The following is a 23,830-nucleotide window of genomic DNA, read 5'->3' on the forward strand; positions in this document are numbered from 1 at the left end:
CGGACCGTCGGCTTGCCGCGGGCGGTGCGGCGTGGAGCAGTATTTATATATGCCGTCCGCTTTGCAAGACGTATGAAAACATTCATGCTCGAAAAGGGGTGGATGCGGCCCCTGTGGCACGGTTTGGCGAAGGCGGCGGGGGAGGCCCGTGGGCCGCCGGCCAGGTCAGTCCCGGAGGAAGAACTGGTGCTGGTCGGAGATCTGCTCGTACTCCTCCAGCCGGGCCTGGGTGCGCTCCGGGTCGGCGTCGGTCATGGCCTGGAGCAGCGCGGCGGCCATCACGCCGGGCGCCGCGTAGGAGTCGAAGACCAGCCGCGATCCGGTGCCGGTGGCGAAGACGACGTCGGCCGCGTCGGCCACCGGACCGAGCGCCAGGTCGGTGACGAGCGCGACCCGCAGTCCCGCGCTGCGTGCCACCCGCACGGCCGTGAGCGTCTCCTGAGCGTGCCGCGGCATCGAGAATGCCAGCACCCAGGTGCCGCCCGCCTCGCGCGACTGGAGCAGTGCGTCGTAGGCGACGCTGCCGCCCCGGGTCACCAGCCGGACGTCGGGGTGGATGCGGCGCGCCGCGTAGGCGAAGTACTCGGCGAGGGACGCCGAGATGCGCAGGCCCAGCAGGGTCAGCGGGGTCGAGCGGGACAGCTCGCGGCCGACCTCGATCACCTGGTCGGGGTTGCCGAAGTCGCGCCGCAGGTTCTCCAGGTTGTCGATCTCGGCGTCGACGGCCGCCTGGAGTTCGTTGCTGCTGTTCTCCTCGGCCGCGCCCCCGGCCAGGGCGCCGAGCGCGATCGACTGGAGCTTCTCCCGTAGCGCCGGGTAACCGCTGAAGCCGACCGCCCCGGCGAAGCGGGTCACCGAGGGCTGGCTGACCCCGACCCGCTCGGCGAGATCGGTGATCGACAAGAACGCGGCCTCGGTGATGTTCTCGATCAGGTACTGGGCGACGCGCCGCTGTCCCGGGGACAGATGAGGGCCGTCGAAGAGCGTTCTGAGCTGGGAAGTCGGGGATGCCTCCGCCTCTGCGCCGATTTTCCCCGAGGTGATCGCGGATGCCTGTGCGCGTGCCTGCTGCGGCGATGGCACCGGTGCGCCTCCTTTGTCTTCCACAGTGCCTCAACATAGCTCACACACTGTGCAGGCCAGGAGGTTGGAAGCGGCCACGGGGGAAGCGGAAGGCGCGTGCGGGGTGACGCATGAGCGGGACGGCCAGAGCGATCACCATGATCATCGGCGATAAATGATGATCGAATGACCGACCGTGTCGATCGGACGACTGCTGTCGATCAACTCAGCGAGCCGACCGGTCGCCTTGGCCACCGACGAGTCCGACACGACCAGCAGCCCGCTGACCTCCCGAGGGGGCACCGTCCGCGGATCGGCGGCGTCGATGCCGTAGTACGACGGCACACCGCTGCCCTTGTACACGAGCCAGATCCGCTCGCCCCGGTACCGCTCGCGCAGCCGGTCCGCCAGCCGCCCCAGGTCCTGCCCCCAGTCCACGGCGGCATCGTGCAGCCGCAGATGCGTCTTGGCCGGACCGCCGAACGCCTCATTGGAGTACGGCAGATAGTAGGGAAACGTTCGCAGCGAGCTGACCGCCACGAACACCACCGCGACCGCCGTCACCACCGCCGCGCGCACCCGCACCCGGCCGCTTCCCATCGCCGGCACACAACCCGCCGCCACCGCCAGGAACATGGGCACGAACACGGCGTACCGCGTCCCGAAGTCCCGCGACCCCTGCATGGCCGCGGCCAGCAACACCGCCGTGGGCACGAGCAGATAGGGCGCCGCGGGCCGCAACCGCCGTACCGCGACGACCGTCACCGCGCCCGCGGCCCACAGCGCCAGCATGCCGAGCGGGGTCTTCACCAGCAGCGCGGCCGGCAGGTAGTACCAGAGCGAGCCGGTGTAGAGCCGCCCGAACAAGAACCCCTGCCACCGCTGGTTCTCGAAGGCGAACTGGATCCGCGTCCCGTCCCGGTACGCCTCCGGGAACGGCAGCAGGTCGACGACCAGGCCCCGCAGCCCATGCACCGCGGGCACGGGCTGCTCGGGCGCCCAGCGCAGCCGCGGATCGACCACCAGGTACGCGGCCCACACGACGGCCACCGCGGCCAGCAGGACGACACCCGCGCCCCCGACGGCCCGCCCGAGCGCCAGGCGCCGCCGGGGTTCCGACGCCGCACCCCACACGGACACCGCCGCGAGAGCCGTCAGCACCGGTACCGCGGGCAGCGCGCTCATCTTCGTGGCCAGCGCCGCCCCGAGGGCCGCTCCGGCGAGGGGGAGGTACAGGCGAGGCCGCAAGCGCGCCCGCCACAGCAGCCACACCGACGTCAGCAGGAAGCCCGCCGCCATGACGTCCAGCGTGGCCAGTGAGCCGTGGGCGATGAGGTCGGGGGAGAAGCAGTACAGGGCCAGCGCGGTCAACGCGGCCGCCGCCCCAACCAGTTCCCGCGCGAAGGCGAACACCACCAGCCCGAACAGCAGCGTCAGCACGATCACCGGCAGGCGCGCGAGCAGCATCAGCCGCCAGGGGTCGTTGCCCGACTCGTACAGCAGATGCCGCCCGACTTCGCCCTGGTCGCCCTCGAAGGACGCGTCGTAGCGCGGATCGGCGAGCGCCACCCCGGCCGCCACGACCAGCTTCCCCAGCGGGGGGTGCTCCGGGTTGAGGCGCAGGCTGTGCTCGTGGAGGTAGACGGCGGCCGTGCCCACGTAGACCGGCTCGTCGATGGTCGGCGTCTGCCGCACGGCCGTCGTCACCATCGCGACCGCCATCTGGGCGAGCAGGACGGTCACCAGGAGCGGCACGAGCCAGGGCCGACGGGCGGGGGGCGGCGACTCATGGGCCGCCGGGCGGGTCTCCAGGAGCTGGCGTGCCATCATCCGCCCACTGTGCATCAGCTCTCGCCGCCGGGTTGGTCACCGCGTCCGTGGAGGGATACGGCACGCGGCCGGTCGGGGTTCAGCTCGGCGAGCGATTTCTCGTCCGACGCGATGATCCGTCCTTCCCGCCGGGGCCGTCACTGCCTCTGCGGGCCTGGGCCGTACGGGTGGACTGCCTCGGCGCATGTGAGAAGCCCCAGACCTTAAGGGCCTGGGGCTGCCTCGTGGAGCGGGAGAACCGGTGGAGCTCAGGCTGCCTCGGTCCCCGCCCCGCGCACGCCCGGGTCGGGTGCCTGGGCATCCGTGAGCTGCGCGGTCTCGTCCTCCCCGAAGTCCGGGGACTGGAAGGGATTGGTCGTGGGAGGGGGCAGTTCTGCGGTGGAGCTGCGGGTCTGCCCTTCCAGCGAGGAGAACAGCGAGGTCAGGTCGATGAGAGGTCTCTCTTTCGGTACAGGCCCCCGAAGAGGCCTGGCGTGCCGTGATGGTGCACGGCGGTCCTAGAGCTTGGTCATCTTGGAGTACGGGCTCAGGATCCGCATTTGCGCGGAGCCGAAATCCACGAGGGCCGCGATTCCGTCCTCGATGCCGATCACCCGGCCGAGGCCGTAGACGTCGTGAGTGACCTGGTCACCCACGGCGAAGTGCTTGGGAGCCGGTGCCACCGGGGCCTTGAAAGGGCTGGTGGGCAGATGACGCTTCGGAGCAGCATGCTTTGTCATTGCTTCCCAGTATGTACCCAGCGCGGCCATCAGTTGTGTTGCAGTTTGGCTCACACGGGGCTCCGGCGGGTTGAAATGTCCGCATATGGGAGGTTCTGGGGCGAAGGTTGGGACGCACGCCACCCCTCCCGCGGGGCGTCTCAAGCGTCCGCGTCCACCCTCGGCATCGCCTCGACCGGAACCACCAGATCCGCCCGCCCGCGGGTCCCCGCCACCAGCTCGGCGTTGCGCTGGTCGGTCCGCAGCACCCAGGCCACCGCTTCCGCGTGGCTCTTGCCGAACTCCTCGTGGCGGGCGATCAGACGGCGCAGCCGTTCGTCCTCGTCCGGCTCGCAGAACCACACCTCGTCCAGCTGCGGACGCACCCGGGCCCAGGCGCCCGTCCCCAGCAGGAGGTAGTTGCCCTCGGTCACCACCAGGCGGGCCGTCGGCGGTACCGGGATCATGCCCGCGACCGGCTGTTCCAGGACCCGTTCGAACCCTGGGGCGTACACCACGTCCTCGTCGGCCTCCTCGCGCAGGCGCCGCAGCAGCGCCGCGTATCCCGCCGCGTCGAAGGTGTCGGGTGCGCCCTTGCGGTCGCGCAGGCCGAGCCGGTCCAGTTCGGCGTCGGCGAGGTGGAAGCCGTCCATGGGGACATGGGCGGCCCACGGGGCCCCGTCGCCGTTCAGTTCCCGTACGAGGTGCTCGGCGAGCGTCGTCTTGCCCGACCCGGGGCTGCCCGCGATGCCGAGGATCACGCGATGGCCACGGGACGTCAGCGAGCGGGCCCGGGCGAGGAGGTCGTCGAATGTCTGCGGCACGCGAGGAGTCTGCCATTCGCGGGTCGCCGGGTGCCGCCCGCCGCCGATGACTCGCGCCCGACGGGGCAGTAGCCATGTGGAGGAGGAAGGAGGCGCGCCATGGGGCGTGAGGGGTGCCCGGGGCCGGGTCGTGAGAGGTGGCCGGGACCGGGCGGCGCACCTGGCCGAACCCAGCGCTGCGCTCCCGCCGCCACGGCGTTAGTTTGTCCCTGTTTTCTCCGTTTCCCTGGCTGCCGGCTCCGGCCCGCCGGGCTGTGGGGTCGTAGCAGCCCTACGACGCGTAGCGGTAAGGGGTGGACGATGGCCCACGGCACCAACGCCCTGCTCGTCGGCAGGGGGCGCCGCGACCCGGCCGCCGTGTCCGGCAGGTCGCGGTGGATGCGCGGCACCGCCCTGCTCGCGGCCGTCTCCGGTGCCTTCACCGCCGCTCAGCTCCTCCTCGTCCCGCCGTCCATGGGCCTCGGCTGGGACGAGGCGGTCTACGTCAGCCAGGTCGGCGACCAGGCCCCGCCCGCCTTCTTCAGCGCCCCCCGCGCCCGCGGCGTCTCCCTCCTCGTGGCCCCGATCGCCTCCTGGTCGTCCTCCACCGGCCTGCTGCGGGTGTATCTCGCCGTGCTCTCCGGCGCCGTCCTCTTCCTCGCCCTGCACGCCTGGCGAGGGCTCTTCCCGGCCCGCGTCCTGGCCGCCGCCGGCGCCCTGTTCGCCTCCCTGTGGGTGACCCTCTTCTACGCCCCCCAGGCCATGCCCAACCTCTGGGTCGCCCTCGGCGCCCTCCTCGCCGTCGGCTGCTTCCTGCGCGCCCGCGCCGCGGACCGCCCCGACCGGCGGGCCCTGTGGGGTGTGGCGGCCGGCGCCGCGCTCATGGCGGTGATGCGCCCGACCGACGCCGTCTGGGTCGCCCTCCCGCTGCTGGCCGCCGCCGCGGCCGTACGGCACTGGCGGCTCGGCCTCGTCACCGCCGCGGGCCTCGTGGCCGGTGCCCTCCCCTGGGTGGCCGAGGCGTACACCTCCTACGGCGGCCTGCGCGAGCGGCTGGCCGAGGCCTCCCGGGTCCAGGGCGGCCTGGGCTGGCACTTCGCCGTCGACGACCAGATGCGCGGACTGATCGGCCGTACCCTGTGCCGGCCGTGCACCGGCTCCCTGCCCCACCCGGTGATCACCGTGTGGTGGTTCCTGCTGCCGCTGCTCGCCGTCCTCGGGCTGGTGATCGCCGTACGGGCCCGGCGCACCGCACGCACCCTGATCCCGCTCGCCTGCGCCGCCACCGCCGCCCTGCCGTACCTGTTCCTCATCGGGTACGCGGCTCCCCGCTTCCTGCTGCCCGCGTACGCCCTGCTGGCCGTCCCCGTCGCCGACGCCCTGCTGGTCACCGCGCCGGGCGGGCGATGGCGGCCGGTCGCCGCGTCCCTGCTCGCCCTCGGCCTCGCCGGGCATCTCGCGGTGCAGTACGTCGTCCTGGACCGCACCGTCGACCGCACCGCCGCCGACCGCCGCGCCTGGGCCAGGACCGCCGACGCGCTGCACGGCCTGGGCGTGCGCCCGCCCTGTCTGCTCACCGGGCACGAGGCGATCCCGCTCGCCCACTACGCCGGCTGCTCCTCCGGCGCGATCCGCGGGAACAACGCCAACACCACCACCGCGCAGATCCTGGCCACCGCACGCCGGGAACCGGTCGCCGTCCTCAGCGCGCCCGGCGGACGGCCGCCCGCCTACGCCCGCGGCTGGCAGCTGCACCGGCTCGACGCGGTGGACGTCCGGATCGCGCCACCGCCGCGCGCGGGCGGCACCGTATGACCCCCGAGCCGCTGCCCGCCGTCCCCACCCGCAGACGGGCCGCCTACGGGCACACCGCGCTCAGCCTCACCGTCCTCGTCGTCGCGATCTGGCTCGCCCGGCGGCACTGGCCGGTCCTGGAGACCGGAGCGGTGCGGCTCGCCGTCGCCGACCAGGGCTGGCTGCTGGTGGCCGGGACCGCCGCGATCGGCACCTGGCTGTGCGCCGCCCTCGCCCAGCAGGGCGCCGTGCCCGAGCGGCTGCCCCCGGGGCGGCTCGTCGCCGCGCAGTTCGCCGCCTCGGCCGCCAACCACGTGCTGCCCGCCGGACTCGGCGCGGGCGCGGTGAACCTGCGCTTCCTCATGCGCTGCGGGCTGGTCGCCGCGCGCGCGGCGACGGGCGTGGCCGTCAAGGGCGCCGCCGGCGTGATCGTCCGGGCCGTCCTGATCGCCTCGCTCGCCGTGGCCTGCCCGGGCGTGCTGCGCGCTCCGGAGGTCTCCCCGGCCGTCCTCGCCGCCGCGACCGGCGCCCTCGGAGTCGTCGCGCTGCTGGCCGGGCCGCTGCGCCGACGCCGCCGGCGCCTCCTCGGCCCGGCCCTCGCCGACATCAGGGCCGTGCACGCCCGGCCCCAGCGGGCGGCGGCGCTGTGGGGCGGCTCGCTCGCCTTCGCCGTACTGCACTGTGTGGTGCTGATCTCCGTCACCCAGGCCATCGACCTGGACCAGCCGCCGCTGCGGGTGGCGCTGCTCTACCTCGCCGCCAGCAGCGCGGCCGCCCTGCTGCCCACGCCCGGCGGCCTCGGCTCCCTCGACGCGGCCCTCGCCCTCGCCCTCACCGCGGCCGGAGCGCCCGCGGCCGGGGCCGCCTCCGCCGTCCTCGGGTACCGGTTGCTGACCATGTGGCTGCCGCTGCTGCCGGGACTGCTGGTGCTCGGGGTGCTGATCCGGCGCAAGGCCCTGTGACCCGCACGGAGTTTCCGGTGCGCGAGGTTCAGGTAGGACACCCGTTGTCGGCGGCGGACGAGGGGGAGACGGATGACGCAGGGCGAGTACGGCGGGGGACTGGGTGCGGAGTTCTTCACCCCGGGCTCGTCCTCCTTCACGGAGTTCCTCGCGGCCCACCGCCCGGAGCTGCTGATCACCCGCCGGGTCCTGCCGGACGGCGTCCGGATCGCCCCCGGCCAGGTGCCGCACGGCACCACCGTGCTGGCCGTCGCCTACCGCGACGGCGTGCTGATCGCCGGGGACCGACGGGCCACCATGGGCAACCTCATCGCCCAGCGCGACCTGGAGAAGGTGCATCCGGCGGACGATCTCAGCGCCGTCGCCTTCGCCGGGACCGTCGGTCTCGCGCTCGACATGGTCAAGCTCTACCAGGTGGAGCTCGCCCACTTCGAGAAGATCGAGGGCACCCCGATGACCCTCAACGCCAAGGCGCGCCGCCTGGCGGGCATGATCCGCGAGAACCTCGGACAGGCCATGCAGGGACTGGCCGTCGTCCCCCTCCTCACCGGCTACGACCCGTCGAAGCCGGAAGGAGAGCGCGGGCGCATCTTCAGCTTCGACATCGCCGGAGGACTGTACGAGAAGACGGACTTCCACGCCGAGGGGTCCGGGTCCCCTTACGCGCGGGGCGCGTTGAAGAAGCTGTTCCACCGGGGCATGTCCCGCCGCGAGGCATCCCTGGCGGCGCTCCACGCCCTGTACGACGCGGCCGACGACGACTCCGCGACCGGCGGCCCGGACCTCAATCGCCGTATCTACCCCATCGTTTCGGTCATCACGGAGGACGGCTTCGAGCGGCTGGGCGAGTCCGAGACGGAGGAGCTGAGCCGTGCGATGGTCGAGCAGCGCACCAGCCGCCCCGACGGGCCGACCGCCACCGCGTGAGATCAGGCCTCCGGCGTCGGTTCCTTGTGCCATTTGGTCAATTGCCTGACCGGGTCACCGGTGTACGACCACGGGGTGCGGGTCGCCCGCCGCCCCGCCATCCGCAGCAGCGCGCCGCCCATGTCGGGCAGCCCGGCGAGACAGGCGGCATGGGCGAGGCAGTGCAGGTCGCGCAGTTCACCGGGGGCGACCGCCTGCGAGGTGCGGCGGCCCGTGATCCAGCGTTCCCAGGTGCGCCGTACGTCGCCGATCGCGCCGTTGTGGTCCCAGTGCTGGCCGAGGCCCATGGCGGCACACTGGCCGTGGGCGGCGTCCAGGGCGTGGCGGTACTCCTCGACGCGGGCGTACTGGACCAGGACCGGCAGCGGGCAGCCCGGCGGGGCCGCACCGGCCGCGTCGCGCGCGAAGTCGTACATCAGGCCGTGCGTGCCGTGCCAGCGCGCCGAGTAGTAATGCAGCACTTGAAGGTGCCCCTCCACGCTGTACGGGTCGCGCCGGTGCAACTCGTCCCACCAGCGCGCCAGTTCCCGCCGCCCCACCCCGGACGGGTACAGACGCGCCACCGAGATCAGCGAGATCCACGGCGTGGGATCCTCCGGGTACGCCTCGGCGGCCCGCAGACAGGCCCGTACGGCCAGGTCGATGCGGTGCTGGTCGATGGGGACGCCCCGGCCCGCGGCGATGGCCACGGTGAACGCCCGGGCCGTCTCGGTGGCCGCCCGCAGCACCAGCGCGTCGGCGCTGTCCGGCTCGGCCGCCAGCCAGGACTCCATCGCCGAACTGTCCGCGCATGCCTGCGCCAGCGTGCGCACCCGGTGGCCCCGGGAGAGCCAGTCGGGCCCGGTGGCCCGCAGCAGGTCGCGCAAGCCCTGCCAGCGTCCGATGACGATGTCCTGGCGGGCGGCGGTCAGGGGCGCGTCCCCGCAGGCGGGGTCGAAGTCGAAGGTGAACCGGTATCGCGCCATCGCGGGCCCCTCAGAAGTCGGTGTGCAGGCCCTCGTGGACGCGGTCATGCCCGGGCGGGCGGCCCGCTGCAACGTAGTCGGACGCGATCGTGTGGGAGGCGTCGAGCTTCGCGGGCCGGTAGTAGTCGCTGCCCCGGCGCCAGTACCAGAGCATCGGGACCAGTCCGGCCGCCAGTCCGCCGATGCCGATCGCGATCGCGGCGGGGGACAGTTCGGCGAGGGACTCCAGGAACACCCAGAACATGAACAGTGCGCCGAACAGCGGCCACACCCCGCCGAAGACGAAGTCGGCCGGGGACTTCAGCAGCATCTTGCGGTACGCGACCACCACCGCGATGCCGGTCAGGCCGTAGTAGACGGCGATCTGCAGACCGATCGCCGAGATCGCGTCGGAGAGGATCTCACCGACCGAGCCGAGCGCGTTGGAGGCGACGAACATCGCCAGCGCCACCGCGCCCACCACGACGACGGCCACCCACGGCGTGTTCCACGTGGGGTGCACTTTTCCCAGCGCGGCGGGCATCGTGCGGTCGCGGCCCATCGCGAACAGTGAGCGGGTGACCTGGATGAGCGTGGTCTCCAGGGTGGCGACCGTGGACAGCATCACCGCGACGATCAGCAGCCGCCCGCCCCAGCCCGGCCAGATCTCCTCGCCGAGGACGGCCAGCACATTGGCCTCGTCGGCGCGGATCCGGTCCGAGGAGAGGACGACGTTCACCGCGATCGTGAACACCTCGAACAGCAGGAAGACCACCCCGAGCCCGATCAGGCCGGCGAACCCGGCCGTACGACGGCTGTTGCGGGTCTCCTCGCTGAGGTTGCTGGTGACGTCCCAGCCCCAGTAGTAGAACGCGGCGATCAGCGCGCCCGAGGCGAAACCCGACACGCCGTCGAAGTGGCCGAGGCCGAGCCAGGACCAGTCGAAGGCGCGGGCGTTGCCGGTGTGGAGGACGGCGAGCACCGCGAACAGCGTGAGCAGGGCGAGTTCGACACCGGACATGATGAGCTGCGCGCGGACGGTGAGCCGGGCGCCGCCCAGCACCACCAGCAGCATCAGCAGGAACCAGCCGGCGCCCACCACCGTGGACAGCGCGGTGTTCGCGGCGAGTTCGGCGTCGAACAGGGCGAGCGTCATCGACCCGGCGGGCAGCGAACCGGCCACCATGAAGATGGTCGCCGACACCACCAGCGCCCAGCCGCTGAGAAATCCCAGGAAGGGATGGAGAGTTCGCCCCACCCAGGAGTAACTGGCGCCCGCGTTCACATCGATGCGCCCCAGATAGCTGAAGGCCAGCGCGATGCCGAGCATGGGGATCGCGCAGTACAGCAGCGCGGCCGGACTGGCCGTCCCCACCGCACCGACCAGGACCGCGGTGGTCGCGGCGAGCGAGTACGCCGGAGCGCTGCCCGCGACGGCCATCACCACCGTGTCGAACGTACCGAGGGCCCCTGGCTGGAGTCCTCTGCCCCTGTTGTTGCTCATGGCCTGTGCTGCTTTCCGTCGTGCACACCGCCGGGACGGCGACGGGCCCGGACGGCGTATGGGGGGTGTGGGGGGGGATGCACCCGCCCCGGCCGGACGAGGACGACCTCGGCCGCGAGGCGGCGAAAACCAGCGAGCGGTGGCGCTCGTGCAGCCGCAGAGTCGGCAGACGATCACACCGTGTGCAAGTGATGAGTGATGATAGCCGCCCCCACCGACCGCCCAGGACACGCCTGGTGGTTGGCTCGCGCGGAACGGGAAACGCGTGCTGGAGAGCACTGGAGAGGAACCAGCGCACACGAGGGAATCCAGGAGGTACGCATGGGCACCGACCGCAGCACCCCCGAGCCGATGGCGGACGACGCCTACCAGCCCACCGGAGGCAACGAGGAGCAGGAGGACGCCGCGCCCCTGGACCTGCAGAACGCGTTGGACGAGCGGACCTACGACGACACTCTCGACGAGGGCTACTCGCCGCCGGAGAAGCCCCTCGGCGTCACCGCGCACGGCACCACGGCGGCCGAGCAGCAGGAGGGCGAGAGCCTCGACGACCGGCTCGCCCGGGAGGTGCCCGACGTGTCCCCGCCGGTCGGTGACGGCGTGGGCGACACGCCCGACGGCGAGGGCGAGCCCGTCGACCCCGAGGCGGGCGGCGAACGGGCCGGCCGGCTGGTCGCCCCCGACGAGGGGGCGCACGGCGTCGCCACCAAGGAGGAGGTGGCCTTCGACATGGGCGTGGACGGCGGAGCCGCGGGTGCCGAGGAGGCCGCCATGCACGTCGTCGAGGACGACACCCTGCTGCCGGACGAGGAGGACGGGACCGCCTGACGGGACGGACGGGTCCCGTCAGGCGGGCGGACGGGCGGGTCCCGTCAGGTGGGCGCGGGGCCGGCGCCCCGCGGCTACTCGCCCATCTGGTCGACCTGCCGGAGCCGGTTGGTCGCGTCGAGGGCGGCCACCTTGTAGGACTCGGCGAGCGTCGGGTAGTTGAACACCGCGTCGACCAGGTAGTCGACGGTGCCGCCGCAGCCCATCACCGACTGTCCGATGTGGATCAGCTCGGTCGCCCCGGAGCCGAAGCAGTGCACGCCGAGCAGCGTGCGGTCCTCGGGTGAGACCAGCAGCTTCAGCATGCCGTGCGAGTCGCCGATGATCTGCCCGCGGGCCAGCTCGCGGTAGCGGGAGATGCCCACCTCGAACGGCACCCGGTCCTCGGTGAGCCGGTCCTCGGTACGGCCCACGAAGCTGATCTCCGGGATGGTGTAGATGCCGATCGGCTGCAGGTGGTGCATCCGGCCGACCGGCTCACCGAAGGCGTGGTACGCGGCGCTGCGGCCCTGCTCCATCGAGGTCGCCGCGAGGGCCGGGAAGCCGATCACGTCGCCGACGGCGTAGATGTGCGGCACCTCGGTGCGGTAGTGCTCGTCGACCGTGATCCGGCCGCGCGGATCGGCCGAGAGGCCGGCCTTGTCGAGGTCGAGTTCGTCGGTGAGGCCCTGCCGGCCCGCGGAGTACATCACCGCGTCGGCGGGGATCTTCTTGCCGCTCTCCAGGACGGTGAGCGTGCCGCGGGGATGCCGTTCCACCGCGGCGACCGTCTCCCCGAACCGGAACGTCACCGCCAGGTCCCGCAGGTGGTACTTGAGCGACTCCACGATCTCGACGTCGCACATGTCGAGCATCCCGGCGCGCTTCTCCACCACGGTGATCTTGCTGCCGAGGGCGGCGAACATGGAGGCGTACTCCATGCCGATGACCCCCGCGCCGACGATCACCATCGACCGTGGCACCCGTTCCAGGGCGAGGACGTTGTCCGAGTCCATGATCGTGCGCCCGTCGAACTCGACGCTGGCGGGCCGGGCGGGCCGGGTGCCGGTGGCGATCACGATGTGCTCGGCGCTGAGCATGCGTTCCTGCCCGGTCACCTCGCGCAGGGCGACGGTGTGATCGTCGACGAACCGGCCCGTGCCGGCGAACAGGGCGACCTGGTTGCGGGAGAGCTGGCTGCGGATGACGTCGACCTCGCGGCCCACCACGTGCTGGGTGCGCGAGATCAGGTCGGAGACGGTGATGTCCTCCTTCAGGCGGTAACTCTGGCCGTACAGATCGCGCTGGGTGAGACCGGTGAGGTACAGCACCGCCTCGCGCAAGGTCTTGGAGGGGATGGTGCCGGTGTGGATGGAGACCCCGCCGACCATGTCGGGGCGGTCGATGACGGCCACCCGGCGGCCCAGCTTGGCCGCGGCGATGGCGGCCTTCTGGCCGCCCGGACCGGATCCGAGGACGAGCATGTCGAAGTCGGGCACCCTTGGGAGTCTGGCAGCCGCAAGACCGTTTCCGAAAGGGCGGACGGCGAACACGCCCCCGGAGCAGGGAGGTTGGCCGCGCGCCCGGCCCCGGCGAGTCAGGGCGCTCCGGCGGCGGGACAATAGCCCCTTGGATGCCCGACTCGGCACCGCGAGCCCGCCCGCCCTGCCGGGCCCGACGAGGCGACCGGGACGGCCGGGGGTGCGGGGTGCCGCTGCGGCTGCTGCCGGCCGGGGCCGGAGTCGGTGCCGTCGAGGCGGTGTTCACCGGCGTCGAGCAGGACTATCAGCGGGCCCTGCCCCTGGACGAGACCGAGGTGCCGGTCGCGCTCACCATGAACGGTGCCCCGCTACCCCCCGCAGCACGGGCGGCCCCTGCGCCTGGTCGTCCCCGGCTGGTACGGCATGGCACACGTGAAGTGGCTGCGGGAGATCCGGGTCGCCGACGCCCCGTTCACCGGGTTCCAGCGGAGCGTGGTCCGGCCGGGGCCCGTCACGCTGAAGGGGCGGGCCTGGGCCGGCTGGCGGCCGGTATGCGGGTCGAGGTCGTCGCGGACGGCGGGCGCGGCCCGCAGGAGGCCGGACCGGAGGCCGACGGAGGGCGTGGCGGCGCCGGCGGTGCGCCGGTACCGCGACGCCGGGCGAGTACGTCCTCGGCGTGCGGGACACCGACGCCGAGGGGCGCACCCAGCTGCTGCGGCAGCCGTGGAACCGTGGCGGGTTCGCGGGCCCGGGTGGTGTGCCCGGACCCGGCAGGCTTTTCCGAGGCCTGTGTCCGCTCAGGGGAGGATCTTGTCGAGGGCCGCGGGTCCTTCCGCCGCCAGCTTCCGCTTGGCCCATTCCAGATTGTGCGGGGTGATGTCCTTGCCCGAGGCAAGGACCAGGTCCTCCGGCGACACTTCGGTGCCGGTGCGGGTGTGGAGCAGGGCGTCCGGGGTGGTGCGGTCCTCGGACGGCCCGGACGCGGGCTGTGACGTCGGCATGATCTGCTCCTCGGGTCCGGATCACTCGGTGCGGTTCCCGGCGCTCGCGCGCAAGGGGTCCGCTATCACCATTCAACGCCTTGGCGCGCCGTGCATCCGGAAGGAGCCGTCGCCCGGGACGGGACGCGGTGATCGGACCGGCGTGCTATGCGGGTAGAGCGGGGTCCCGGGCGCACGGCGGGCGTCAGCCGGGACCTGTACCGAAGGCCGCTCAAGGAGGTAGGGTCGCGATCTTCGGCGGGCGGAAGCCACCGGAGTCCCCCTGAGGCTGCCGACGACCATGACCCTCGACGACACACGGCTCCGACTCGACCGAGCCCTGGACGACCTCACCCACACCTTCCGCGGCATGACGGCCCGGAGCGACGAGACGCAGTGCATCTGCCACTGGGGCAGCGACGACGAACTCGCCCTCCTGAAGATCCCCGGCAGGGAACTCGACCCGGACCTGCTGCGCCGCACCTGGGACGCCCCCGACTTCAGTGACCACGGCGCGGTCCTGCGCCGCATCCTGCCGCAGTTCGCCAGGGAGCTGGTCGCCGGCCGGATCGAGCCGATGTTCGGCATGTACGAGGTCGGCCGCTCCTTCGCCCGCGGTGACTGGCAACAGTGGCCCGCCCGACAGAGCGCGGCCGTGCGGGAGTTCCTGCACGCCTGGTGGGCCCAGGGCCTGACGGACCCGGATCCCGCGGTGCCCGTGCACCAGCTCCTCGCCCTGTGCGCGGAGGCATCCGGCACGCTCACCCCGTGGCTCGACGCCTGGGAGGCACTCGGCCACCCGGTCGCCGACCGGCAGTTGGCCGTGGCGGTGGAGCGGTGGGAGTACGCCCTGCTGGGGGACGAGCTGCCCTGGCAGAGCTGGGACGACGAGGACGCACTGCGCGCCGAACTCACCGCCTGGCTGGTGCGATACGCCCCCGACCGGCTGCGCACCCTGGACGGCACCGACGAACTCCTGCACCGCGTAAGGCTGCTGGGGCTCACCGGTCCCGCTCGCTGGGAGGACCCGCACTATCCCGTCCGGGCCTACTGAGAAGTCAGGGGGTCTACTGAGAGGCCAGAACCGTCTCCCACGTGTCCACCGCGTAGTGCACCGTCATCCCGTGGCGGGCATACAGGCCGGGCGCCCCCGTGGTGTTGCCGGTGTCCACTCCGAGACCCACCGTGTCCCGGCCGCGCGCGGCGAACGCGGCGAACGCGTGGCGCAGGAGCAGGCCGCCTAGGCCACGGGCGCGGGCCTCACGCAGGACGCCGATGCCGCGGATCCACCCCATGGCCTCGCGGTCGTCGCGGGCCAGCAGGAAACCGGCATCCCCGTGCTCCTCGGTGCTCGCGATCCAGACCAGGGACCAGTCGAGCCCCTCGGCGTCCACGTCGTGCAGCCACTGCTCGTAGGCGCGGGGGTGGAAGTCGAAGTGCTCGGCGAAGGTGGCCTGGTAGAGGGCGTGGACGCGCCTGCGGTCCGCCTCGTCGGCGCAGGCCCGCAGCCGTACTCCGGGCGGCGGCTGCGGGGTGCGGTCCTCGGCGGGATCCACCGGGCGGCGCAGCACGTGATGGCGCCGTACGACGGACCAGCCGCGCTTCTCGATCAGCGCGGTGTCCAGGGTGGGCTCGATGTTGAGGTGGAGGTGGACCACGGCCCGCTCCGCGCCGTTCTCCCGGGCCTTGGCCGACGCCCTGGCCTCCATCGCCTCGAACATCCGCTGCCCGGCCTCCTGGTGGTCGGGCAGCACATAGTGGTCGATGTCGATGCGGTCGCCGCCCGACTCGTCCCACAGCAGCCCGTAGGCCACCAACCGGCCCTCGTGGAAGGCCAGCCAGGAGTTCCGCGGGAGATCGGCCTCGGGATGCCGTAGATCCGCCTCGACGGTGTGCTGGTCGGTCTCGGGGCGGCCGATCTCGATCAGGTCGACCTGGTTCAGCAGCTCGGTGATGGCGGGCACGTCGGTGAGGCCGGCCGGTCGTACGACATAGGGCATGCGGAAAGGGTCGGGGGCGAGTCGGGCCACCGCAACGGGGTTTCCCGGTCAGGCGTCCTCGACCGAGGCGCTGACCGGCGTACCCGCCTCGATGGTGCGGCTGACCGTGCAGAGCCGGTCGTGGGAGGTCTTCACCGCCCGGGGGAGGATCGCGCGGGCGCGGTCGCCGCCCTCGCCGGCGGGGAAGGCGACGGAGAAGGTGACCTCCAGGTCGGTCAGCCGGTTGCCCTGGTCGTCGCTGACCTTGTGGCCGGTCACCGTGACCGTGAACCGGTCGGGCTCCGCGTGCCGGGTGGTGGCGACGTCGACGTCGGCCATGGTGCAGCCGCCGATCGCGGCGAGCAGCAGCTCCACCGGGGTGAAACCGGCGCCCTCGGTGCCGAACTCGACGGTGCCGCCACGGGCGTTGACGGCGGTGAAGTGGCCGGTGGCGGTCCGCTCGACGGTGACGGAGCGCAGGGAGGTGTCGGTCATGCCGCAGACCCTAATCGCGCCCGGTCCCCGAAATGGTGTGGACGCACCCGCGGAAGACCTCTACGGTGTGATCATCACGCCTTGAGACGACGGAAGGAGGCGAGTGCCGTGCAGTTCACCTACTCCAGCGCTCCCCTCACCGCTGTCCCGGCGTGCTTCGTGTGATCCGACCGGGAGCGCTCTTCGCAGCCTGTTTCCCGGAGGAATCCCCATGACCGATCTGGTCATCCGTACGCTCGACGAGAGCGACGCCCACCTTTTCGACGCCCTGCCCGACCCGCTGGGCGCGGGCGAGGCACACCGCACCACCGTGCACCGGCCCGACTGGAAGCGGGTGGCCCTGCGCGACGGCCGGGTCGTCGCGCGCGGCGCCTGGTGGGGCGGCCCCGACGACGCGGAGCCGATGCTCGTCAACTGGTTCGACGTGGCCGACGGGGAGGAGGAGGCGGGAGCCGAACTCCTGCGCTCCGCCCCGTGGCAGGTCGAGCTGGAGTTCAACCTGCCGGCCGGCTGGCGGGAGAACCCGGCCGTGCGCCCCGCCGCCGACACCGCGTTCGCCGCCGCCCGCGCGGCCGACTACGACCTCCTGGTCGAGCGGTACCTGTACCGGTGGACGCCGGAGTGCGGGCTGCCCGATCGGCCCGGACGGCTCGTCTTCACCCCCGAGCCCGACGACGCCGTGTTCTTCGACGCGCTGCGCCGCATCCACTCGGTCACGCTGGACGCCCATGCCCTCAAGGCGATCAAGGAGGGCGGCCTCGATCAAGCCGCCCAGGAGGAACTGGACTTCTTCCGCTGGTGCCCCTCGCCGCGCGAGTGGTGGCAGGTCGCGCGTACTCCGGAGGGCGAGCCCGTGGGCATCCACATCCCGGCCCGCAATCAGACCTCGCCCGTCATCGGCTTCATCGGCGTCCTGCCGGAACACCGCGGCCACGGCTACGCCTACGACCTGCTCGTGGAGTGCACGCACTTCCTGGTCGAGCAGGGCGCCGAGTTCATCAGCGGCGCCACCGACCAGGGGAACTTCCCGATGGCCGCGAACTTCACCAAGGCCGGCCACCCGGTGGTGCGGGAGCGGATCGACTTCCACCTCCCTGGCGCGACGATCTGAGAGGGCTGACTGTCAGTGCCGGATGACATGCTGATCCGGCACTGACAGTGACGGCGTACGGAGGCACGGTGGGATTCGACGGCACGGTGTGGCACATCCGCAGCGGTGACGAACCGGTCGGGGAGATCGCGATCGACGACGCCGACTTCCCCTGGCTGTCGGGCCGCTTCACCCCGGGTCCCGGCTATGCCTCCGTGCGCGACCTCTTCGCCCGCGAACTCGCCCTGGTGGCGCGGGTCGACGAGGAGGTGGAGGAGTGGGAGGCCGCCTACGACGAGATCCGCAGACGGGTCTCCCTCTCCTCGCCGGACGGACCCGTGGCCGAGTTCCTGCTGCACATCGAGGGGGACCGGGCCTGGTTCCGGTGGAGCGACGAGCCGTTCGAGGAGTGAGGGGCCGGTCTCAGCCGCCGTCGTTCAGCAGGGCGTCGGCCTGCGTGAGGATCTCGGTCACGCGCAGACCGAACGCCGCGTCGCACGGATGCGGGCGCCCGGTGCGGGCGGCGGCGAGCAGGGCGTCGGTCGCCCGGACGAAGGCCGGCACCACCCCCTGCGTGCTCGCCGGAAGACGGGTCACCCCGGCCTCGCCGCGCAGTTCCACCGCGGCCCCGGAGGCCGCCGACGGCGCGGTCAGGCTCAGCGTCAGCGTGCTCGACGCGCCCCCGGCGTGACTGAGGACCAGATGCGCGGTGTCACCGGGCCCGTGCGCGGCCGCCGCCACCTGCCGCACCTCGCCCAGCACCGGCAGCAGCACGGACAGGGCATGCGGTCCTACGTCCCACAGGGCGCCCTTCTCCCGCCGCCACGGCGAGTTCGCGAACGGGCTGCCGCCGCCGCTGAACACCGCGCCCAGCCACTGCGCGTGCGCCGTGAACCAGCCCTGCGCCGCGCCCTGCTGGGTGATCCACTCCTCGGTCTCCGGCTGGAACCGGGTGGTGAAGAACACCACCGACGCGACCCCGGCCGCCTCGGCCGCCTCGACCACCGCCCGCCCCTGCTCCACCGACGTCGCCAGCGGCTTGTCCAGCAGCAGATGACACCCCGCCCGCGCGGCCCGCACCGCCAGCTCCGCCTGCACGGCCGGCGGCAGGGCGACGGCGACCGCGTCCACGTCGGCGAGGAGCGCGTCGACGTCGTCGTAGGCCCGGATGTCATGGCGGGCGGCGAGATCCTTCGCCGCGTCCGGGCGGCGGCCCCACACCCCGACGAAGTCCACCTCCGTGTGCTCGCCGAGCGCCGGGGCATGGGCCAGCTGCGCCCACGGGCCGGTGCCGAGCAGTCCGATGCGCATACCGTCGCCTCTCCACGCTGCCGTCACGGTTGACGATCGAGCGTGTCACACCGACCCGGGCCCCGAGCAACCCGGCCCGCGCCCGGCACGGCCGGAACCGTGCGCACGAGACCGGTGAACTTGCCGGTCCCCGGCGCCGGGCCGGGCGCCCACAGTGGCACCGCCAGCCCAACGGCGGTCCCTGGCTACTCCCCAGCCAGCCGTCCGCCACGACAGAGAGGACCACCCCTCGTGCAGGTCCACCCCCACGTCCAGCCCCGCAGGACCGGAAGACTCGCCGCGGCCGCCACGGCACTCGCCGCGGTTCTCTCACTCGGCACCCTCGCCGGACCCGGCGCCCACGCGGCGGACAACCCCTACGAGCGCGGCCCCGCGCCGACCAACGCCAGCATCGAGGCGTCGCGCGGCTCGTACTCCGTCTCCCAGACGTCCGTCTCCTCCCTCAGCGTCACCGGGTTCGGCGGCGGCACGATCTACTACCCGACGAGCACCAGCGACGGCACCTTCGGCGCCGTGGCGATCTCACCCGGCTTCACCGCCTACGAGTCCTCGATCGCCTGGCTGGGCCCGCGCCTGGCCTCGCAGGGCTTCGTGGTGTTCACCATCGACACCAACTCCACCGTCGACCAGCCCGACTCCCGGGGCCGCCAGCTCCTCGCCGCGCTCGACTACCTGACGCAGCGCAGCTCGGTGCGTGCTCGCGTCGACAGCACCCGGCTCGGCGTCATGGGCCACTCCATGGGCGGCGGCGGCAGCCTGGAGGCCGCCAAGACCCGTCCCTCGCTGCAGGCGGCGATCCCGCTGACGCCGTGGAACACCGACAAGACCTGGCCCGAGCTGACCACACCCACGCTCATCGTCGGTGCCGACGGCGACACGGTCGCCTCGGTCTCCAGCCACGCCGAGCCGTTCTACAACAGCCTGTCGTCCGGCCTGGACCGCGCCTACCTCGAGCTGAACAACGCCTCCCACTTCACGCCCAACTCGTCGAACACGACGATCGCGAAGTACAGCATTTCCTGGCTCAAGCGGTTCATCGACAACGACACCCGCTACGAGCAGTTCCTCTGCCCGCTGCCGCGGCCGAGCCTGACCATCGAGGAGTACCGGGGCAACTGCCCGCACACCGGATGACCTTGTGCCCCCGCACGGCCGCCGCCCGGAAACTCTGGGCGGCGGCACAGTCCGTTCACCGCTCGTATCGCACCGAACCGCAGGTCACACCGCCGATCCGGGCGGGAAGCGGAATCTGCGGACGGCTTCCGTCCGGCGTTACGCGCAAGTAACCTCCCGTGAATGAGCGGTGACAGGAGCGTGCGGGCGACACAGCGCGGACGAGCCGAACTCGCCCGTGGAAGGGCGCAGTTGGCCGATGGGCCCGTTGATGACGCCCGGGAGACCCTGCTGGTGGCCGCGTCCTTGCTGACGGCCGAGGAGCCGGAGCAGGCGGAGGCCGCGCGGCTGGCCGCCGTGGACGCGGCCTGGGCGGGCGGCGACGTGGCCGCCTGTCTGAAGGTCCTGGAGGAGCCGGCCGAGGCCGGCTCGGTCCTCGGGGACTACCGCGCCGGGATGCGGGCCCTGCTGGAGCTGCGCCCCGACCTGGCGGTGGGACCGCTGCGGCGCGTGATCGACCGCGCGGACGACCGGCCCGAGCACCAGCTGCGCTCCGCGACGGCCGCCCTGCTGCTCGGGGACGTCGTCGCCGCCCGCCGGGCCGGCGCCCGTGCCCTCGCCGTGGCCCGGGACTCCCCGTCCCTCCAGGCCCGGGCCCTGGAATACCTCGCCTACGCCGAACTGCGCGCCGGACGGCACGCCCAGGCGCGCGCCCACGCGGAGGAAGGGGTGCGGACCGCGTACGGGGCCGGGCGGCGCAACACCGCCGCGAACCACCAGGCCATGCTGGCGCTGGCCGCGTCGATCGTCGGGGAGACGGCCACCGTCGCGGGCCATGCCACGGCCGCGCTGGCCACCGCCCGCCGGCACGGCCTCGCCCAGGCGGCGACGCTGGCGGAGTGGGCGGTGGCCCGCAACGACCTGGGATGCGGCCGTCCCCTCGACGCCGCCGACCGGCTCGGGCCGCTGGTGCTGCCCGGTCTACGGCGCGGCCATTTCGCCGTCTGGATGCTCGCCGTGCCCTGTTTCGTGGAGGCGGCGGTGCTGGCCGGGCGGCCGGAGGACGCGCGGGCGGTCGTAGCGGATTTCGCCGCGTGGGCCGCGCTGGGAGCCGATCCGCACGCGCCCGCCCAGCTCGCCCGCTGCCGTGCGCTGCTGGCGCCCGGGGACGAGGCCGACGAGCTGTATCTGCGGGCGCTGGCCCTGCACGACGGCACCGGCGGCGACTTCGAGCGGGCCAGGACCGAGCTGCTGCACGGCCGATGGCTGCGGCGCCGGCGGCGGCTGCGGGAGGCGCGGCTGCGGCTCGGGGGAGCGCTGGTGGGGTTCGAGCGGTGCGGGGCGCGGGCCTGGGCGGAGCAGACGCGCGGGGAGCTGCGGGCCAACGGGGCCGCCGCCTGCGAGGGGGCGGGCGGCGGGCTGGCGCGGCTGACGCCGCAGCAGCTGCGGATCGCCCGCCATGTCGCCGAGGGCGCCACCAACCGGGAAGTCGCGCTCCGCCTCGCGGTCAGCACCCGCACGGTCGACTACCACCTGCGCAACGTCTTCGCCACGCTCGGCGTGCGGTCCCGGATGGAGCTCGCCCGCATGATCGATCAAGAGGCCGGTGAGGGCCGACGTGCGGATCTGTGAGAGGTGGGCGGAAAAAGAGACGTGCACAACCCTAGGGACCGACCGGACGGTATGTCATCCTTCACGGCAGGACGAGTCGGGCGGCCGCCGCCGCCGTACGGGCGACGCGGGCGACCGGACACCGCAGAGTCTCCCGGCACGGGCGCACCGCCGGGAGTCCGAGGTTTGTGGGAGGACCGCGATGCATCCTGCCGTACGGACACGCGCGATGATCAGGACCGGCCCGGTGCCTGTTCCGCAGCCGCGGACCGGGCGGCGCGGCCGGTCATTGATCGACGCCGACGCGTTGCGTGTCCTGCACCGGGCCGCGCGCAGCCTGCTCGACGACCTGCCGGACCTCACCGAGCACCTGGTGGGTCTGATCCAGGAGCAGGAGACCGCCTACCGGACCGCGCTGGAGTGCGACTACGCGGGCACCTGGCAGGAGGTGCACCGCTCGCTGCGGCACAGTGTGCTGTCGCTGCTCGACCCGCGCGGCAACCGGGACGCGGCACGTCGCTGTTCGTGGAAGATCGGCGTGCGGCGGGCCGAGCAGGGCGTGCCGCTGGACGCCCTGCTGCACGCGTTCCGGCTGGGCGGGTCCCTGGTGTGGCAGCGGCTGGTGGAGGAGACCTCCCGCACGGCACCCGAGGACGTACGGCTGCTCGTCCATGTCGCGACCGACATGTGGAACTTCGTCGACGAGCACTGCACCCTCGTCGCGGACGCCTACCGGCAGGCCGAGCGGCAACTGGCCTGGCGGCGCGAGAACCGGGTACGGCTGCTCGCGGCCGCCCTCCTCGACGGCACCAGCCGCATCGCCGATCTGCCCGAGACCGCCGAGGGCCTGGGCCTGCCGGAACACGGCCGGTACGTCGTCGTCGCGGTCGCCGGCGGACGGGCCCCGGGACCCTCGGGCACCCGCGCCGCCGCCGTCCCGCCGAGCACGCGCGTGCACTGGCACACAGGAGTGGAAGTGGACTACGGCATCGTCCTGGTCGGCGACGAGGATCCGGAGGGCGGCGACGACCCGCTGGAGGGCCTGGAGCTGGCCCCGGGCAGCAAGGCCGGCGTCGGCAGCGTGGTCACCGGCCTGGCCGCCGTGGGTGACGCCCGGCGCCTCGCGGATCTCGCGCTGAGCATCTGCCCGCAGCAGGGCGGCACGATCCGGCTGACGGAACACCTTCCCGAGGCCCTGGTCGTCTCCTGCCCCGAACTCGGCGCGACCCTCGCCGACCAGGTCCTCGGCCCGGTGCTGCGCCTGGAGCCCGCCGACCGGGACGTCCTGCTGGACACCCTGGCCGCCTGGCTGGCCTGCGACGGCTCCGCCCAGCGTGCCGGCGAACGCCTCTACTGCCACCGCAACACCGTCCTCAACCGCCTGCGCCGATGCGAACAACTCACGGGCCGCTCCCTGGCCCGCCCCCTGGACGTGGTGGAAATAAGCCTCGCCCTGACAGCCCGCCGCCTGCTGCGCTGAGGGGGTACGACTCAGCGGTTGGGGGAGGCGAGGGCGGAGGGTTCGGTGGGCCGGGCGGGCTCGGCAGGTCCGGCAGGTCCGGCGGGTCGGGAGGGTTCGGCGGGTCCGGTGGGTTCGGCGGGCTCGGCAGGTCCGGCGAGTTCGGCAGGTCCGGCGAGTTCGGCAGGTCCGGCAGCCGAAGCTGACGTCCGCGGGCCGGGCATGTCCAGCAGTTGGAGACGTCCGCTCCGGCTGGTGAGCCGGGCGGCCGGGGAGCGGACCGCTGCTCCGGCCGGGTATGTCCGGCGGCCGGGGGCAGGACTCTGCTCCGTCCTGGGCCGAGCGGCCGGGAAGCAGCCTCTGCCCCCGCCCGGTAAGTCCGGCAGCCGGGGAGCAGTTCTCTGTTCCGGCCTGGTGGGTGGGGGATGGGCCTCTGCTCAGGCCTGGTGGGTGGGGCGGCCGTGGAGTGGTCCGCTGCTCCGGCCTGGTGAGTCCGGCGCCGTGGATCGGACCTCTGCGCCGGGCCGGTTTGACGGGCAGCTGGGGAGCAGTCCCCAGCCCGGTAAGCCCGGTAAGCCCGGCAGCCCGGGAGGCATACCTCTGTTCCGGCCCGGCATGGCGAGAGCCGGGGAGCAGGCCTCTGCTCCGGCCCGGTAGGTCCGGCAGGCAGGGAGCGGACCTCTGTTCCGGCCTGGTGGGTGAGGCAGGCAGGAAGCGGACCTCTGTTCCGGTCGGGTATGTCCGGCGCCGGGAGCGGACCTCTGCTCTGGGCCGGTATGGCGGGCAGCCGGGGAGCAGTCCCCAGCTGGGTAAGTGCGGCAACCCGGGGGGCAGGCCCCTGCCCCGGCGCGGTAAGACCGCCAGCCGATGCAGACCTCTTCCCCCGGCCCAGGAGACCCGCCAGCCGAAGCAGACGCCTGTTCTCGGCCCGCCGGCCGAAGCCGTGCCCGCGCCCTGTTCCCGCTTGCCGGAACAGGCCT

At 73.0% G+C, this 23,830-nt stretch carries 20 protein-coding genes and 1 pseudogene; 10 read left to right on the forward strand and 11 right to left on the reverse strand.

Annotation, left to right across the window (positions count from 1 at the left end):
- Window positions 1-165: 165 nt before the first annotated feature.
- The 4 genes from ACFYW5_RS13875 to ACFYW5_RS13890 all read right to left on the reverse strand — a co-directional run bounded on the left by ACFYW5_RS13875 (window position 166) and on the right by ACFYW5_RS13890 (window position 4,414).
- Complete coding sequence (locus ACFYW5_RS13875) at window positions 166-1,083, reverse strand: MurR/RpiR family transcriptional regulator (RefSeq protein ID WP_389417181.1); 918 nt, start codon at window positions 1,081-1,083, stop codon at window positions 166-168.
- 141 nt (window positions 1,084-1,224) lie between these two features.
- Entirely contained in the window at window positions 1,225-2,892 is a 1,668-nt protein-coding gene (locus ACFYW5_RS13880) for a phospholipid carrier-dependent glycosyltransferase (protein WP_389417182.1), read from the reverse strand.
- Window positions 2,893-3,389: 497 nt separating this feature from the next.
- Complete coding sequence (locus tag ACFYW5_RS13885) at window positions 3,390-3,611, reverse strand: CarD family transcriptional regulator (protein WP_250071676.1); 222 nt, start codon at window positions 3,609-3,611, stop codon at window positions 3,390-3,392.
- 140 nt (window positions 3,612-3,751) lie between these two features.
- Complete coding sequence (locus ACFYW5_RS13890; RefSeq protein ID WP_389417183.1) at window positions 3,752-4,414, reverse strand: nucleoside/nucleotide kinase family protein; 663 nt, start codon at window positions 4,412-4,414, stop codon at window positions 3,752-3,754.
- A 300-nt stretch (window positions 4,415-4,714) separates the two neighbouring features.
- Here ACFYW5_RS13890 and ACFYW5_RS13895 point away from each other — a divergent pair, with 300 nt between their 5' ends.
- The 3 genes from ACFYW5_RS13895 (at window position 4,715) to prcB (ending at window position 8,076) form a co-directional block, all read left to right on the forward strand.
- Complete coding sequence (locus ACFYW5_RS13895; RefSeq protein WP_389417184.1) at window positions 4,715-6,208, forward strand: hypothetical protein; 1,494 nt, start codon at window positions 4,715-4,717, stop codon at window positions 6,206-6,208.
- Window positions 6,205-7,149 (forward strand): lysylphosphatidylglycerol synthase domain-containing protein, encoded by a 945-nt coding sequence (locus ACFYW5_RS13900; protein WP_389417185.1) that lies wholly within the window; start codon window positions 6,205-6,207, stop codon window positions 7,147-7,149. The genes ACFYW5_RS13895 and ACFYW5_RS13900 overlap by 4 nt, the downstream gene beginning before the upstream one ends.
- Before the next feature lie 72 nt (window positions 7,150-7,221).
- Window positions 7,222-8,076, forward strand: a complete 855-nt coding sequence (gene prcB, locus ACFYW5_RS13905; protein WP_389417186.1) for a proteasome subunit beta — start codon at window positions 7,222-7,224, stop codon at window positions 8,074-8,076.
- A 2-nt stretch (window positions 8,077-8,078) separates the two neighbouring features.
- Here prcB and ACFYW5_RS13910 read toward each other — a convergent pair whose 3' ends face one another.
- Together ACFYW5_RS13910 and ACFYW5_RS13915 are read right to left on the reverse strand one after the other, a co-directional pair.
- The gene (locus ACFYW5_RS13910; RefSeq protein ID WP_389417187.1) at window positions 8,079-9,041 is read right to left on the reverse strand and encodes a hypothetical protein; all 963 of its coding nucleotides are present in this window, start codon (window positions 9,039-9,041) and stop codon (window positions 8,079-8,081) included.
- A gap of 10 nt (window positions 9,042-9,051) precedes the next feature.
- A complete protein-coding gene (locus ACFYW5_RS13915; RefSeq protein WP_389417188.1) occupies window positions 9,052-10,524 on the reverse strand; it encodes an APC family permease in 1,473 nt (490 codons plus the stop codon).
- Window positions 10,525-10,845: 321 nt separating this feature from the next.
- Between ACFYW5_RS13915 and ACFYW5_RS13920 the strand changes: the two genes are divergently transcribed.
- Window positions 10,846-11,352, forward strand: a complete 507-nt coding sequence (locus ACFYW5_RS13920; RefSeq protein WP_389417189.1) for a DUF5709 domain-containing protein — start codon at window positions 10,846-10,848, stop codon at window positions 11,350-11,352.
- A 74-nt stretch (window positions 11,353-11,426) separates the two neighbouring features.
- Here the strand turns inward: ACFYW5_RS13920 and sthA are convergent, their stop codons facing one another.
- Together sthA and ACFYW5_RS13930 are read right to left on the reverse strand one after the other, a co-directional pair.
- The gene (gene sthA, locus ACFYW5_RS13925) at window positions 11,427-12,830 is read right to left on the reverse strand and encodes a Si-specific NAD(P)(+) transhydrogenase (RefSeq protein ID WP_389417190.1); all 1,404 of its coding nucleotides are present in this window, start codon (window positions 12,828-12,830) and stop codon (window positions 11,427-11,429) included.
- A gap of 779 nt (window positions 12,831-13,609) precedes the next feature.
- On the reverse strand, window positions 13,610-13,813 hold the full coding sequence (locus ACFYW5_RS13930; RefSeq protein ID WP_389417191.1) for a hypothetical protein: 204 nt from the start codon (window positions 13,811-13,813) through the stop codon (window positions 13,610-13,612).
- Between the two features lie 280 nt (window positions 13,814-14,093).
- Between ACFYW5_RS13930 and ACFYW5_RS13935 the strand changes: the two genes are divergently transcribed.
- Complete coding sequence (locus ACFYW5_RS13935) at window positions 14,094-14,846, forward strand: hypothetical protein (RefSeq protein ID WP_389417192.1); 753 nt, start codon at window positions 14,094-14,096, stop codon at window positions 14,844-14,846.
- 13 nt (window positions 14,847-14,859) lie between these two features.
- Here the strand turns inward: ACFYW5_RS13935 and ACFYW5_RS13940 are convergent, their stop codons facing one another.
- Together ACFYW5_RS13940 and ACFYW5_RS13945 are read right to left on the reverse strand one after the other, a co-directional pair.
- Window positions 14,860-15,792: a GNAT family N-acetyltransferase gene (locus ACFYW5_RS13940; RefSeq protein ID WP_389417193.1), complete on the reverse strand. Its 933-nt coding sequence runs from the start codon at window positions 15,790-15,792 to the stop codon at window positions 14,860-14,862.
- A 48-nt stretch (window positions 15,793-15,840) separates the two neighbouring features.
- A complete protein-coding gene (locus ACFYW5_RS13945; RefSeq protein WP_389417194.1) occupies window positions 15,841-16,266 on the reverse strand; it encodes an OsmC family protein in 426 nt (141 codons plus the stop codon).
- Between the two features lie 211 nt (window positions 16,267-16,477).
- On the opposite strand from ACFYW5_RS13945, the gene ACFYW5_RS13950 reads away from it, so the two are divergent.
- Both ACFYW5_RS13950 and ACFYW5_RS13955 read left to right on the forward strand, forming a co-directional pair.
- On the forward strand, window positions 16,478-17,377 hold the full coding sequence (locus tag ACFYW5_RS13950; RefSeq protein WP_389417195.1) for a GNAT family N-acetyltransferase: 900 nt from the start codon (window positions 16,478-16,480) through the stop codon (window positions 17,375-17,377).
- 68 nt (window positions 17,378-17,445) lie between these two features.
- Window positions 17,446-17,769: a hypothetical protein gene (locus ACFYW5_RS13955; protein WP_389417196.1), complete on the forward strand. Its 324-nt coding sequence runs from the start codon at window positions 17,446-17,448 to the stop codon at window positions 17,767-17,769.
- Window positions 17,770-17,779: 10 nt separating this feature from the next.
- Here ACFYW5_RS13955 and ACFYW5_RS13960 read toward each other — a convergent pair whose 3' ends face one another.
- Window positions 17,780-18,667, reverse strand: a complete 888-nt coding sequence (locus tag ACFYW5_RS13960) for a Gfo/Idh/MocA family protein (RefSeq protein ID WP_389417197.1) — start codon at window positions 18,665-18,667, stop codon at window positions 17,780-17,782.
- A gap of 231 nt (window positions 18,668-18,898) precedes the next feature.
- Between ACFYW5_RS13960 and ACFYW5_RS13965 the strand changes: the two genes are divergently transcribed.
- The 3 genes and pseudogenes from ACFYW5_RS13965 to ACFYW5_RS13975 all read left to right on the forward strand — a co-directional run bounded on the left by ACFYW5_RS13965 (window position 18,899) and on the right by ACFYW5_RS13975 (window position 22,871).
- A complete protein-coding gene (locus tag ACFYW5_RS13965; protein WP_389417198.1) occupies window positions 18,899-19,801 on the forward strand; it encodes an alpha/beta hydrolase in 903 nt (300 codons plus the stop codon).
- Window positions 19,802-19,987: 186 nt separating this feature from the next.
- A pseudogene (locus ACFYW5_RS13970) lies at window positions 19,988-21,412 on the forward strand (LuxR C-terminal-related transcriptional regulator); the annotation flags it as partial.
- A gap of 181 nt (window positions 21,413-21,593) precedes the next feature.
- A complete protein-coding gene (locus tag ACFYW5_RS13975) occupies window positions 21,594-22,871 on the forward strand; it encodes a PucR family transcriptional regulator (protein WP_389417199.1) in 1,278 nt (425 codons plus the stop codon).
- The last annotated feature ends 959 nt before the right edge of the window (window positions 22,872-23,830 follow it).

It is taken from the genome of Streptomyces sp. NPDC002779, assembly GCF_042888685.1.
GTDB lineage: Bacteria > Actinomycetota > Actinomycetes > Streptomycetales > Streptomycetaceae > Streptomyces.

Coding starts and splice junctions, on each gene's coding strand:
- ACFYW5_RS13880 (WP_389417182.1), bottom strand. CDS start 2,892: ATGATGGCACGCCAGCTCCTGGAGACCCGCCCGGCGGCCCATGAGTCG.
- ACFYW5_RS13885 (WP_250071676.1), bottom strand. CDS start 3,611: ATGACAAAGCATGCTGCTCCGAAGCGTCATCTGCCCACCAGCCCTTTC.
- ACFYW5_RS13895 (WP_389417184.1), top strand. CDS start 4,715: ATGGCCCACGGCACCAACGCCCTGCTCGTCGGCAGGGGGCGCCGCGAC.
- ACFYW5_RS13900 (WP_389417185.1), top strand. CDS start 6,205: ATGACCCCCGAGCCGCTGCCCGCCGTCCCCACCCGCAGACGGGCCGCC.
- prcB (WP_389417186.1), top strand. CDS start 7,222: ATGACGCAGGGCGAGTACGGCGGGGGACTGGGTGCGGAGTTCTTCACC.
- ACFYW5_RS13910 (WP_389417187.1), bottom strand. CDS start 9,041: ATGGCGCGATACCGGTTCACCTTCGACTTCGACCCCGCCTGCGGGGAC.
- ACFYW5_RS13915 (WP_389417188.1), bottom strand. CDS start 10,524: ATGAGCAACAACAGGGGCAGAGGACTCCAGCCAGGGGCCCTCGGTACG.
- ACFYW5_RS13920 (WP_389417189.1), top strand. CDS start 10,846: ATGGGCACCGACCGCAGCACCCCCGAGCCGATGGCGGACGACGCCTAC.
- ACFYW5_RS13930 (WP_389417191.1), bottom strand. CDS start 13,813: ATGCCGACGTCACAGCCCGCGTCCGGGCCGTCCGAGGACCGCACCACC.
- ACFYW5_RS13935 (WP_389417192.1), top strand. CDS start 14,094: ATGACCCTCGACGACACACGGCTCCGACTCGACCGAGCCCTGGACGAC.
- ACFYW5_RS13940 (WP_389417193.1), bottom strand. CDS start 15,792: ATGCCCTATGTCGTACGACCGGCCGGCCTCACCGACGTGCCCGCCATC.
- ACFYW5_RS13945 (WP_389417194.1), bottom strand. CDS start 16,266: ATGACCGACACCTCCCTGCGCTCCGTCACCGTCGAGCGGACCGCCACC.
- ACFYW5_RS13950 (WP_389417195.1), top strand. CDS start 16,478: ATGACCGATCTGGTCATCCGTACGCTCGACGAGAGCGACGCCCACCTT.
- ACFYW5_RS13960 (WP_389417197.1), bottom strand. CDS start 18,667: ATGCGCATCGGACTGCTCGGCACCGGCCCGTGGGCGCAGCTGGCCCAT.
- ACFYW5_RS13975 (WP_389417199.1), top strand. CDS start 21,594: ATGCATCCTGCCGTACGGACACGCGCGATGATCAGGACCGGCCCGGTG.